At 58.8% G+C, this 12,082-nt stretch carries 10 protein-coding genes and 1 tRNA gene; 2 read left to right on the top strand and 9 right to left on the bottom strand.

Going from position 1 to position 12,082, the window contains the following annotated elements:
• Positions 1-13: 13 nt before the first annotated feature.
• Complete coding sequence (locus OHL21_RS21860) at positions 14-1,153, top strand: hypothetical protein (RefSeq protein ID WP_263419426.1); 1,140 nt, start codon at positions 14-16, stop codon at positions 1,151-1,153.
• A 124-nt stretch (positions 1,154-1,277) separates the two neighbouring features.
• On the opposite strand, the gene OHL21_RS21855 is transcribed toward OHL21_RS21860, so the two are convergent.
• The 3 genes from OHL21_RS21855 to OHL21_RS21845 all read right to left on the bottom strand — a co-directional run bounded on the left by OHL21_RS21855 (position 1,278) and on the right by OHL21_RS21845 (position 3,280).
• Complete coding sequence (locus tag OHL21_RS21855) at positions 1,278-2,456, bottom strand: glycosyltransferase (protein WP_263419425.1); 1,179 nt, start codon at positions 2,454-2,456, stop codon at positions 1,278-1,280.
• A gap of 115 nt (positions 2,457-2,571) precedes the next feature.
• Positions 2,572-2,799, bottom strand: a complete 228-nt coding sequence (locus tag OHL21_RS21850) for a hypothetical protein (RefSeq protein ID WP_263419424.1) — start codon at positions 2,797-2,799, stop codon at positions 2,572-2,574.
• Positions 2,800-3,202: 403 nt separating this feature from the next.
• Positions 3,203-3,280, bottom strand: a tRNA-Glu gene (locus tag OHL21_RS21845).
• Between the two features lie 65 nt (positions 3,281-3,345).
• Between OHL21_RS21845 and OHL21_RS21840 the strand changes: the two genes are divergently transcribed.
• A complete protein-coding gene (locus OHL21_RS21840; protein WP_263419423.1) occupies positions 3,346-4,032 on the top strand; it encodes a queuosine precursor transporter in 687 nt (228 codons plus the stop codon).
• A 14-nt stretch (positions 4,033-4,046) separates the two neighbouring features.
• On the opposite strand, the gene dgt is transcribed toward OHL21_RS21840, so the two are convergent.
• From dgt to OHL21_RS21810, 6 genes are all read right to left on the bottom strand, one after another.
• A complete protein-coding gene (gene dgt / locus OHL21_RS21835) occupies positions 4,047-5,183 on the bottom strand; it encodes a dGTP triphosphohydrolase (protein WP_263419422.1) in 1,137 nt (378 codons plus the stop codon).
• A 219-nt stretch (positions 5,184-5,402) separates the two neighbouring features.
• Entirely contained in the window at positions 5,403-7,484 is a 2,082-nt protein-coding gene (locus OHL21_RS21830; RefSeq protein ID WP_263419421.1) for a tetratricopeptide repeat protein, read from the bottom strand.
• Positions 7,485-7,684: 200 nt separating this feature from the next.
• On the bottom strand, positions 7,685-9,292 hold the full coding sequence (purH, locus tag OHL21_RS21825; RefSeq protein WP_263419420.1) for a bifunctional phosphoribosylaminoimidazolecarboxamide formyltransferase/IMP cyclohydrolase: 1,608 nt from the start codon (positions 9,290-9,292) through the stop codon (positions 7,685-7,687).
• A 160-nt stretch (positions 9,293-9,452) separates the two neighbouring features.
• Entirely contained in the window at positions 9,453-10,235 is a 783-nt protein-coding gene (locus OHL21_RS21820; protein WP_263419419.1) for a 3-keto-disaccharide hydrolase, read from the bottom strand.
• 27 nt (positions 10,236-10,262) lie between these two features.
• Entirely contained in the window at positions 10,263-11,171 is a 909-nt protein-coding gene (locus OHL21_RS21815) for a dihydroorotate dehydrogenase (RefSeq protein ID WP_263419917.1), read from the bottom strand.
• Positions 11,172-11,308: 137 nt separating this feature from the next.
• Positions 11,309-12,052 carry a hypothetical protein gene (locus tag OHL21_RS21810; RefSeq protein WP_263419418.1) on the bottom strand — a complete coding sequence of 248 codons (744 nt, stop codon included), beginning with the start codon at positions 12,050-12,052 and terminating at the stop codon, positions 11,309-11,311.
• Between the last annotated feature and the right edge of the window lie 30 nt (positions 12,053-12,082).

Raw genomic sequence — 12,082 nt, 5'->3', positions numbered from 1 at the left:
AGGGAGATCGCCCGTGACGATGATGGTTGCAACAGCGGTAGCAGGGACGACATCGCCCGTAACGACGATGATTGCAACAGCGGCAGCAGGGAGAGATGTATCAAACGACGCGGGCGAGTGGTTTCTAACCTCAGGCATTCGAGACGCTGAGGGCGGTGTGGCTCGCTTCTACCGCACCGATCTTGGACAGAACGCTCCTATCTCGACCGAGATTACCGGATACGGCGCCTCAGCTCTCATCTCGCTCTATAAGCAAAGCGGCGAAAGCCGTTACCTCGACGCTGCAATGACAACCGCAAATTATCTCGTGCAGGCCTGGGACGCCGATACGGAAACCATGCCGTTCGAGTGCGGCCCCGGGGCGAAGTACGACTCCTATTTCTTCGACGACGGCATTATCATCCGCGGACTGCTGTCGGTATGGCGGCTCACCCGTACGTCTGAGTTTCTTGCAACAGCCATGCAGTGCGGCGCCAGCATGGCTCGGGACTTTTTCGACGGCGAACACTTCGGGCCAGTTCTCTCATTGCCTGAAAAGACACTCGCTCCTTACGTGTCAGCGCGATGGTCGCAAGCTCCGGGCTGCTATCAGTTGAAGTCAGCCCTGGGCTGGTATGAGCTATGGGAGATCGGGAAGAATGAGCATCACCTCAAGCTTTATCGCAGCGTGCTGGCCTCAGCCTTAGCAACGCACGAGGCATTTTTACTTGGCGTGACCGACCAGCAAAAGGTTATGGACCGGCTGCACTCTTATCTCTACTTCCTCGAAGGCTTGCTGCCGGTCGTGCATGAGGCGGAGTGCGCGGATGCGATGCGCCACGGCATTCCCAAAGTGGCTCAGTACATGCAGAGCATCGCACCGCAGTTCCTTCGCGCAGATGTCATTGCGCAGCTGCTCCGCATCCGCATCTTCGCCGACGACTACAGCGTGTTGCCGCTCGACCGCGCTGCCGCAGAGCAGGAAGCCGAAGCGCTGGTGAGTTTCCAATCTGAGGAGGAAGACGGTCGCCTGTCCGGCGGCTTCTGGTTTGGAAGGCGCAACGGCGAGATCGCTCCCTACATGAATCCGTGGGTGACCTCATTTGCTTCGCAGGCACTTTCCATGTGGAACCTGCGTGGCAGATTCAAAACCGATTGGCGTGAGTTGATTTAATCTGCGCGGTCTAGAGCATTTTCACTGTTGCTGGGTATCCCGGAAAAGGCGTGCAGCGGCGTTTTCATTGCGGAAAACGCCCATAGATATGGAAGCCCTGCAGTACACCTACAGTGAAAATGCTCTAGCTCTGCCCTCCGGTGCGGGACCGGAAGAGTTCCAGGTAGGAGTCGACGACGCCTGGCATAGGAGTACCCGATGCCGCACGCAGGTTCTGCAGCGACATCTGGAGGCAGGTTTCATCGGACTGCAATAAACGAAGCATTTTGGCGGCTAGAGCGTGGCTATCATCGCGAGGATAGATTGCCATTGCCACGCCCTCTTCTCGCGCCATCTCTGTGAACTCTTCAATGTCCGAGGCGACGATTGGCAGAGCGTGCTGGCAGGCCTGATGCACCACGCCGCTGGTGCCGGCCGCCGAGGTGTACGGCAACACCACCAAGCGCGCGCGTCCAAAGACGGCGGGAACCTCTTCCTCCGGAACATATCCCAGGAACTGGATAGCCCGGTTCTCCCGATGTTGATTGCGCAATCCTTCCAGGTAGCCGGGCGTACTGGGATGATCTTTACCGGCCACGTGTAAAACGGCGTCGGGAATCTCTCGCAGGACCTCTTTCATCGCTGCGATCAGGATCTCTACCCTCTTGTAGGTTCCCCAGTAGCCGAATGCCAGGACTACAGGCTGTTTGCGATCCGGCAGCACGACGGCGTCTATGGGACCGTCCACAAAGGTCCCATGAGGGCGGTACTGAACCTGATCCGCTGGAACACGATATGCATCCAGTAACAACTGACGAAAGGTCGGCAGCAGCACCGTGATGTCTCCGGACCAGAGCAGCGCCCGAGTCGCCGCGCGCCCGGCCATACGATACACGCCGGCAAAACGAACCTGTGCATCCTCCAGATTGATGCGCTCGAAGACAGTGTGGAGCGTGATGTGCGTATAGTAACCACTGAACTTCACTAGAAAGGGCGTGAATACAGACAGAAACGCCGCCACTGGAGTATTAGCAAAGGTCGAGAAGCCCATGTTGAACCAGACGCAGTCAGGCTTGTCTTTCCATACACGCCGCAGAATGTGGAACGCCGTGAGAAAGGAGTTGAACCTCCAGCATCGGCGCACGTCAAAGCCCTCGAGCTCGGGTCCGGCCGCAGTTTGGTCCGCATAGATCACAGCCTCAACCGAGGCATTCGAGCGTAGCGCGCTCGCCAGGTGGAAGCCATACTCGTTCAGGTCTCCGGAGCTCGGCGGAAACGTCGTTACCAGCGCGATCTTCAGGGGTGACGTAGAGGGGCGTGCCATCGTTCCCACCGTAAGATGCTCTTAAGACAACCCGCCGTCGCTTCCTGCGAGGCTCATAGAAGCACTGCCGGCGATTGAGCGAACACCAACCTTAATAATCGCTCGGGAAATACTTCTACAGGTCGTTGCAGTGAGGGCAGTCGCTCACATGACGGACATATGCAGTCCAAAGAGGATCCGCCGCGGTGAATGTGTCCACCTCATCGGCCCACGCCAGGCGGCGGATATAAGATGCCGTAAACTCTGGGTGCATGTCCGCGAAATGCTTCAGCAACTCCATACCGGTGTCGCAGGCCGGCAGTTCGTCGACGCTCCACTGTTCGTTGAACTCGACCTGAGTCATTCCGGAACATCCTCGTCGGTCGGTACGTACCAAGGCACATTTTTGTGCTGAAACAACCCAGGGTACTTCTGAATAGCCTGGGTGAGGACCATGTGGGCGATTCGGACGGAACTGTCCCAGTCGGCGCTCGAGCATTGAGCATCGGGAGCTGGTCTTTTTGCTGTCCGGACGGGGAGCACCAGACTAGCGGCAATGAGCAGAGAGGGATCTAGCCTCTCCAGGTTTATTTCCCGCTTGTATCCGCCTGTCCGCATGAGGAGAGTATAGGCGAACAAAAGGAGAATCACATCCACAGGGCAAAGCTCTTTGGTTACCGCCTCAAATCGGTACAGAACGTTGCCGTAGCGTTACCGCGAGCTTTAGCTAGAGCAGCGTGTTGATAGCTAAGTTATTTGGAATATTTTGGCGTCCCCGACGGGATTCGAACCCGTGTTATCGCCGTGAAAGGGCGGTGTCCTAGGCCGGGCTAGACGACGGGGACGCTTAGGCTGAAGTGCCTTGGCGCAGAATTGCAGGCCTCTATTACGCTATCAATACTGGAAGCTCATGTCAAAGACACAGCCGCACGGATACAAGTACCTTGATGCCCTGATCACCGCATTTGTCGTTATTCTGCTGGTCAGCAACCTGGTGGCACAGAAGATCTGCCGTATTGGACCGCTGGAGGTCAGCGGCGCCGTGATCCTGTTTCCCATCACCTACATCTTTGGAGATGTCTTTACCGAGGTCTACGGCTACGGAGCATCGCGCCGGGCCATCTGGCTCGGCTTCTTCGGAACGGCCCTGCTGTATACGATGGCGACCATTACCATCTCATTGCCTGCGGCCAGCGGATGGCATAACCAGGCGGCCTTCGAAACTGTCTTCGGGTTCATTCCCCGCATCCTGTTCGCCAGCATCATTGCGTATTTCCTGGGAGAGTTCGCCAACAGCTACACCCTGGCACGGCTGAAGCTGATCACCAACGGCGAGATGCTATGGACGCGCACAGTGGGTTCCACCATCGTCGGACAGGCTGTCGATACCGCCGTGGTGATGACGCTTACCTTCGGTTTCACGCTTCCATGGGCCGATATCGGACGGCTGATCGTGACCGGCTACCTGTTGAAGGTCGTCTATGAAGTGCTGGCCACGCCGGTCACCTATGCCGTGGTGGGCTGGCTGAAGCGGTCCGAGGGAGTAGATGCCTTTGACCGGCATACCAGCTTCAATCCCTTTCACTTTGCTGATTAGGGCTGGTGACCAGATCAGAGTTTGGTGACCAGTGCTCCGTACTGATCGAGAATGTAGCTATCGGTCATGCCGGCGATATAGTCGGCAACGGTGCGGGGCACGCCCTCGGTCTCCAGATCGCCGTAGTAATTGCTGGGAAGCTGGCTGGGATTCTTCACCCAGTAGTTGAAGAGGGACTTAATGACGACAACACCGTGCTTGCGCTCCACATCCAGCGGGCCGCAGGTATAGAGCGCCTCGTACAGGTAGCGCTTCTCTTCCAGGCGCATGGCCTCGATCTCCGGCGAAAAGACGGCGATGCGATAGGGGTATTCGCGGATCTGCTCCAGTGTTTCAATTCCCAGTTCTTCGATCTGCCGGGTGACATTGTTGATGACATCGTCGGTCAGGCGATGCTGCATCCACTGCAGCGTCTCGTGGAAGAGATACTTCTGTTCCACACCAGGATGCCGGCGATGCACGAACTCATAGAGCTCGCGGAAGATGGTGAGGTGTTCACAGAGCTCGCCTACTTCCAGAATCTTTGATTCGACACCATCATCAAGGTCGGCGGTCAGGTAGGCAACCTCATCGACCAGATCGATAATCTGGGCTTCGAGCGGTGGCCGCCGGCCGAGGAAATATTCGGCAAGCTTCGGATATTTATCAGCCGGGTAGTCACGCGAGTGTTTGATGATGCCTTCCCGCACACCAAGGGTCAGGTTCAGGCCGCGATGCGCGGCGTAACGCTGTTCGAAGCGTTCGACTGTACGCAGAGCCTGGAGATTGTGATCGAACCGTAGACCGAATGGCTGCAGGCACTCATCGAGCGCTCGCTCGCCGGTGTGACCATAGGGTGGATGTCCGATGTCGTGAACCAGGGCAAGCGTCTCCGCGAGTTCGCCGTTCAGGCCAAGAGCGGAGGCGACTTCCCGCGCGATCTGGGCGACCTCAATCGAGTGGGTCAGACGCGAACGAAAGTGGTCTGAGGTACGGGTGGAGAAGACTTGTGTCTTGCCGGCCAGGCGGCGAAAGGCGCGTGACCCCACGACGCGGTCGCGGTCGCGTTCAAACGGCGAACGTGACATCCGCTCCGGATACGGCCATTTGCGCTGGATCAGCGGATCATCCGCATCACCGCGAACGGCATAGGGTTTGCGCAAGGTCGACATGCGATCGTACGAAAAAGCTCCTAAGAGCAGGCTAGAGCATTTTCCCTGTTTCTGGGTATCCCGGGAGAGGAGTGCAGCGGCGTTTTCATTGCGGAAAACGCCCATAGATGCGGAGCCCTATCTACACCTACAGGGAAAATGCTCTATCAGCCGGCGGGTTAAGGAAAACGAAAAAGGCCAGCCGAAGCTGGCCTCCTCTGTACTTGAGAAACCGTTTGGTTACTTGTCCTGCAGGGCGGAGGTGCGTGAAGGAGTAGCGCGAGCAAGCTTGACGCGGGCGCTATCGAGCTTCTTCTGCACCTTGGCCTGGTCGGCCGGATCGGCATCCGGTGCCAGAGCCATCTTGTACTCCTTCATCGAGCGCTCCCACCAGGTGACGGCTTGCTTCAGCTTGCCGGTCTGGAGGTAGAGCTCACCCAGATGGTCGTAGACCGTCGGGTCGGTCGAGATGCGATCCTTTGCCTTCAGCAGGTACTCTTCGGCAAGCGTGAACTGCCCGCTCTTGAAGTAAGCCCAGCCGAGAGAATCGAGGTAAGCGCCGTTCTGCGGATCGAGCTCGACGGCCTTGCGAACCATGTCGAGGGCTTCATTCAGCTTCTGACCGCGGTCGGCCAGCATATAACCCAGATAGTTGAGGGTTGCGGCATTGTTGGGGTCAATCGTCAGGACTTTACGGAACTCAATCTCGGCCTGATCGTACAGCTTCTGCCGTTCTGCCAGCGTGCCGCGCGAGAAGTAGAGGTAGATCTTGTCTTCATTGCGGGAAGTGATGCCCTCCACATGCGAGAGTTGCTCGTCCGCATCTTTCCAGCGCTTCAGCCGGATGTACATCTGCGCGAGCTGCATACGGGTATCGCGATCGTCATCACCGCCAAGTTGAGCTTTGGCAATTGCGATGGCCTCATCGACCTTGCCGGTATCGGCGAGTGTGCCGGCATAGACCATCTGGACCGACTTGTCCTTGGGCAGCGCCTTGGCAGCCTCGGCGGCAGCGGCAGTCATCTTTGCCCAGTCATGGTTGTCGCGATAGGCATCGACTTCACCCATATAACCGCGCGCGACATTATCGCCGCCAAGGGCGACGATTTGCTTATAAGTGTCGACGGCCTGGAGAGTCTTACCTTGTTCCTTGAGCACAATGCCAAGGCGATCGAGGAAGAGTCCGCGATTGTTCTTTTCGCCGTCGGTATAGTTGCCATCAGCGTGTGCGGTGTCGGCAAGCAGCTTGGTCAGCGTTGCGACAGCATCATCGAAGCGGCCAAGGGAATCGTAGAGCAGAGCTTCGTTGTAGCTGAGCTCAAGCGAATCCGTGACAAGGGTCTTGGCCTTCTTGAGCGTAGCGAGCGCTTCGTCGTAATGTCCCTGACGACGCTGGATCTCGGAGATGCGGATGTACGACTGTGCATCCTGTGGCTCGGCGGTGACGATGTCCTTGTACTGCTTCAGAGCCGCATCGAACTGGCCGTCCAGCAGCAGAGCACTGGCGAGACCGCGCTGCGCGTCGAGGTTGTCGTTGTCGATATCAAGCGAGCGCTGATAGGCCGCCGCGGCTTCCTTGGGCTTCTTCAGCTGGTCATAGGTCAGACCCAGTGAGTACTCCATCCGCGCCGTACGGTCCGTGATAGGCAGAGCATTGATGAGCTGCGCGATGCGGTCGTACTGGTTCTGTTCCCCATAGAGGCGCACCATCGCGAGGATGACCTCTTCCGAGGTTCCATCAAGCTTTTGCGCGGTCTTCAGCTCTGCCTCAGCCTTATCATTTTCGTGGTTCAGGGCATAGAGCTGACCCAGCAGTAGATGATCTTCTACGCTGTCAGGCTTCAGGCGGACGATGGCCTTGTACTCGGTAAGGGCCAACTGCAGCATTTGCTGCGACTGATTATTAGGGGTTCCGTCTCCGAGCGAACGAAGATAGATCTTACCCAGGATGTTGTGGGCGTCCACATCATCGGGATTCTTCTTGACCTGTTCCTGCGCGACCGAAACGGCTTCGCGGACGCGGCCAAGCTTCAGATAAAGGTCGGCAAGGCCATTCTGCAACTGCGCAGAGTCGGGATCGGCATTCAACGCCAGCTTGTACTCTTCGATAGCCTGCGTGGCGTAATCGGTGCGGCCCTGATTGATGGCCAGCTCTTCATACATGTGGGCGAGGCTGTAGTGGTAGTAGGCGGCGGAACGATCGGGACCCTTCGGCGGCTCAGGAGCGTTCTTTTGTTGTGCAGCAGCGGGCAGGGTGGCCAGCAGCGCAGCCGCCGTGAGAAAGACTGGACGAGCCGAAAAGATACGCCGGAAGAATGTCATCAGGTCCTAGGGGCGGCTGGTAGCCGCGTCACTTGGGGTTAGACGATTGTACCCACAGGTGGGATGCTGACAAGCGTCAGCATTCCTATTAGAGCATTTTCCCTGTTGCCGGGTATCCCGGAAGTGGCGTGCAGCGGCGTTTTCATTGCGGAAAACGCCCATAGATGCCGAAGCCCTACGCTACACAGGGGAAAAATGCTCTATCCGTGACGGAAGTGACGAATTCCAGTGAATACCATCGCCAAGTTGAGCCGGTTGGCGGCGGCTATGACGTCAGGATCCTTGACCGACCCACCCGGCTGGATGACCGCCGTCGCTCCTGCCGCTGCTACGGTTTCCAGGCCGTCGGGGAAGGGGAAAAAGGCGTCAGAGGCGGCAACGGTGCCGGCCAGAGGCAGAACCGCCTTCAGCGCTCCGAATTTGGCCGCATCCACACGCGACATCTGTCCAGCGCCAATACCAACTGTTTGGCCGAAGACCTCATGGCCGTGCGCTTCGGCGCGGGCGTAGACAATCGCATTTGATTTCACGTGCTTACAGACGCGCCAGGAGAAGAGCAGCGCTGTCAGCTCTTCCGGCGTCGGCTCGCGCTGGGTGACGATCTTCAGGTCACCGGCTTCAATACGCTTACGGTCGGCGTCCTGCAACAGCAGACCGCCGGAGATCTGCTTGATAACCTGCTGCGCTGGGTGAGCCTTCACCTCGACGAGCCGCAGATTCTTTTTCGCGGCAAAGATGGCCTGAGCCTCAGGGGTAAAACCGGGCGCAGCAATCGCCTCGACAAAGAGCTTCACCATTTCAGCGGCTGCGGCTTCGTCAACCACTCGGTTGATGCCAATGACACCGCCAAAAGCGGAGATGGGATCGGCGGCCAGGGCGCGGACATAGGCGTCGGCAACCGAGGTTCCGGTGGCCGCGCCGCAGGGGTTGGTGTGTTTGATGATCGCGACCGCAGGCTCGGCAAACTCGCTGGCGAGCTCCCAGCAGGCATCCAGGTCCACCAGGTTGTTGAACGATAACTCCTTACCCTGCAATTGCTTCCCGGCAGCGATCCCTTTGCCGGAGGCGTCCAGATAGAGCGCTGCCGACTGGTGCGGATTCTCACCGTAGCGCAGGGTCTGCGCCAGCTGGAAGCCGAGCTCGAGATGCTGTGGGTACTCTCCGGCTTTGGCCTCCGGCTGGGTAAGGACCGTTTCCGGCTCGGCGTAGGGAAGCTTTGCCACGGTCGCGGCAATGGCGGAGTCGTAAGCGGCGGTGGTGGCAAAGGCCGTCTGGGCAAGACGCCAGCGGGTCTCGCCGGAGAGCTTGCCGCTGTTGCTCTGGAGTTCCGCGGAGATGGCGGAGTAGTCGGCCACGCGGGTGACGATGGCGACATCCTCGAAGTTCTTGGCAGCGGACCGCACCATCGAGGGGCCGCCAATGTCAATGTTTTCAACCAATTCGCCGAAGGTAACACCCGGCTTGGCAGCCGTGGCCTCAAAGGCATACAGATTCACGACCACCATGTCGATGTCCTCGATACCGTGCTCGCGAACAGCGGCGACATGCTCCGGAAGGCTGCGGCGATGCAGGATTCCCCCATGGACCTTCGGGTGCAGCGTCTTGACGCGGCCATCCAACATCTCAGGGAAGCCGGTGAGGTCGGAGATATCGCGAACGTTGAGACCTGCGTCGCGTAGCGTCTTGGCGGTACCGCCCGTCGAAACGAGTTCAACACCCTGCGCGGCAAGGGCGCGGGCAAAGTCGGTGAGTCCGGATTTATCAGTGACGGAGAGGAGGGCGCGGCGTACAGGCTTCAGGTCAGTCATTCCGCCTTCTATTTTAGGGGAGTGGGGCGTTACAGGATGGGGCTGACTTCCTGCAAAGGTGAAGCGGTCCTTCGCTCCGCTCAGGGATGAACCCCATCCACGATTTCTCATCCTGAGTGTAGACGGAGCCGAAGCGAAGGACCTGCTGTTGGATCTCACCCTACGGCAGCTCGCGGACCCAGATATTGCGGAAGCTGAGCGGCTCGCTCTTGTCGCCATGGGCCTGCAGCTTGATTGGCGCGCGGTCATAAGCCTTGTAGACCGGCTGGCCGATGTACAGGGTTTCTCCCTTGAGCTGGAAGTGGTTCTCCACCAGCACACCGTTGAAGAGTACGGTGGCGTGGGCCGGGGTCTTTACCGAGCCATCGGCATTGAAGGTCGGTGCTGTCCAGATGACGTCATAGCTCTGCCACTCGCCGGGTTTCAGGCCTGGGTTGGCAAGCGGGATGGCCTGCTTATAGAGGCTGCCGGCCATGCCATTGACATAGGTCTTGTTCTGGTAGGAGTCCAGCACCTGCAGCTCGTAGCCTGCATCGCCGGGACCGGTAGAGGCGAGGAAGACACCGCTGTTGCCGCGGCCCTGGCCTTCCCCGGTGATGGTGGCTGGAACGCGCCACTCAATATGGAGCTGATAGTTGCGGAAGGCCTTCTTCGTCTCGATGTTGCCGACGCCTTTCTCCTTGTTCACTGTGAGGATGCCATTGTTGACACTCCACTTCGCGGGAGACTTGTCACTGACCTGGACCCATTGATCGAGGTTTTTGCCATCGAAGAGCACGATCGCATCCGATGGAGGCGGCGTCGTAACGGCGCCGGCAGGAGTGACGACCGGCGGTACCGGAGACCAGATCTCGGTGTCTTCCGGCTTAGGCTTGGCCGTCTCCTGAGCGAAGACGGCAGTTGCGGCGAAACTTAGGGCGACGGTAAGCAGTAAGCGGCGCATGCCGTGCCAGCATACGTCAGAGGGGCCTCAGGCGGGAAGCATGGCGCCGGTAAGATCACGTACCCGCTCCACATCGTGCGAGCGGCACCAGGACCTTAAACCGGTGGCGATGTTCTCCACCGCGCGTGGATCGGCGTAGCTGGCGGTGCCCACTTGTATCGCTGCTGCACCCGCCAGCATGAATTCCACGGCGTCCTCCGCACAGACAATGCCACCCAGGCCAACAACCGGGATAGCTACCGCGCGCGATGTCTCACGCACCATACGGACCGCGATAGGTTTGATGGCCGGGCCGGAGAGGCCGCCGGTGGTATTGGCGATGCGAGGCTTGCGGGTTTCGATATCGATGGAAAGCGCGAGGAAGGTATTGACCAGCGAGACGGCATCGGCGCCGGCGTCCTGGGCAACGCGGGCCATCTGGCCGATGTTCGTGACATTGGGCGAGAGCTTCACCATGATGGGCCGCTGCGTCTCTCTGCGGATGCGCGCCACCAGGTCGTACAGCATCATGCCGTCGGTGCCGAAGACCATGCCGCCGTGCGAGGTGTTCGGGCAAGAGGCATTTAGCTCATACATGGCAATACCGTTGGTCTGGTCGAGAGCGCGGACGACCTCAATGCAATCTTCGACGGTATAGCCGAAGACGTTGGCGATGCAGACGGCTCCGCGAATCTGCCGGATCTTCGGAAGCTTTTCCTCGATAAAGGCGCGGACGCCGACATTCTGCAGACCGATGGCATTCATCATGCCGCTGGCGGTTTCGATGATGCGCGGCGAAGGATTGCCCGCCATGGGCTCGGCCGAGAGACCTTTGGTGACAAAGGCGCCAATCTTGTCGAGCGAGAGGATGTCTTCAAATTCGACACCGTACCCAAAGGTTCCGCTGGCGGCGATAACCGGAGAACGAAGCTCCACGCCGGCGATATTGACGCGCATGTCGGGTGACTTGATCACTCTTCTTCTATGTTATCGCCCGCGGCCGTTTCACGGTCTGGGTGCAAATTTCATAAAGAAAAGGCCGCGGAAAGAGATTCCCCTGGATCAGGCCCTGAAGACAAAGACGGCGAAGTAAATCAGCGCGCGACCGCAACTGGAGTTTCGTCGACTTCTTTGTATCCGGTAGGCACCTCAAAGAGGTCCTGTAGCGGTTCATGACGGTCGACATTGCGGACGGCGACGATCTGTTCGCCGGAGCGTGGGTCCTTGTGGCTGATCAGCATGTAAATTTGCAGCACGGGTGAGTACCAGTATTCGTCCGTGATGGCGACTTCTTTGCCGGTGGTGCTGAGCTGCGCTGGAATCGTGCGAACCTTGCGGATGCCCGTCAATTGGAGCCCGTCCATCTCTTGCGTGCCAAGATTTTCTTCGCGGTAATTGGGGTTGTTCGAAGGGGCTGACTGAGGAACGGAATTAGGAGCGGGCCTGGGTGGCTGGGAAAGGATGATCTCGCGCGCGATATGGGTGGCGGGATTGAGGAAGGTGCTCTTCCGCGTCTGCGGATCGTAGATATGGGCAGAGAGCAAGGCCGGCTCAACTTTGACGGTGGCCGGCAGCATCTGGCGCTGTTCGTTGCGGATCTTGCCCGAGGAGAGCCGGGCCACCTTGGCAGTGGTGGTGCGAATCGTCTCCGTACCGTTGTCGAGTTTGACGTGGGAGACGATCTCTACATTGGCCGAGAAGGGTACATTCGGGATGGGGGTGACATAGATCCCGGGGATCAGGGTCTGTGGTCCGCGATAATCCGGCGGCATGGGCTGCTGGGCCGAAACGGCAGTGGTGAGAAGGGCGGCGGTTGCCAGCAATGAGGAGCGGAGCATCGGGAACTGCACCTCCGCGGCCAGCATAAC

The organism is Terriglobus albidus (assembly GCF_025685425.1).
GTDB classification, from domain to species: domain Bacteria; phylum Acidobacteriota; class Terriglobia; order Terriglobales; family Acidobacteriaceae; genus Terriglobus; species Terriglobus albidus.
Note: the sequence above shows the minus strand (reverse complement) of the source record. Positions and strands in the feature narration are given on the sequence as shown.

Coding starts and splice junctions, on each gene's coding strand:
- OHL21_RS21820 (WP_263419419.1), bottom strand. CDS start 10,235: ATGCGCCGCTTACTGCTTACCGTCGCCCTAAGTTTCGCCGCAACTGCC.
- OHL21_RS21840 (WP_263419423.1), top strand. CDS start 3,346: ATGTCAAAGACACAGCCGCACGGATACAAGTACCTTGATGCCCTGATC.
- OHL21_RS21830 (WP_263419421.1), bottom strand. CDS start 7,484: ATGACATTCTTCCGGCGTATCTTTTCGGCTCGTCCAGTCTTTCTCACG.
- OHL21_RS21850 (WP_263419424.1), bottom strand. CDS start 2,799: ATGACTCAGGTCGAGTTCAACGAACAGTGGAGCGTCGACGAACTGCCG.
- OHL21_RS21855 (WP_263419425.1), bottom strand. CDS start 2,456: ATGGCACGCCCCTCTACGTCACCCCTGAAGATCGCGCTGGTAACGACG.
- dgt (WP_263419422.1), bottom strand. CDS start 5,183: ATGTCGACCTTGCGCAAACCCTATGCCGTTCGCGGTGATGCGGATGAT.
- purH (WP_263419420.1), bottom strand. CDS start 9,292: ATGACTGACCTGAAGCCTGTACGCCGCGCCCTCCTCTCCGTCACTGAT.
- OHL21_RS21815 (WP_263419917.1), bottom strand. CDS start 11,171: ATGCGCGTCAATATCGCCGGCGTGGAGCTTCGTTCTCCGGTTATCGCC.
- OHL21_RS21810 (WP_263419418.1), bottom strand. CDS start 12,052: ATGCTCCGCTCCTCATTGCTGGCAACCGCCGCCCTTCTCACCACTGCC.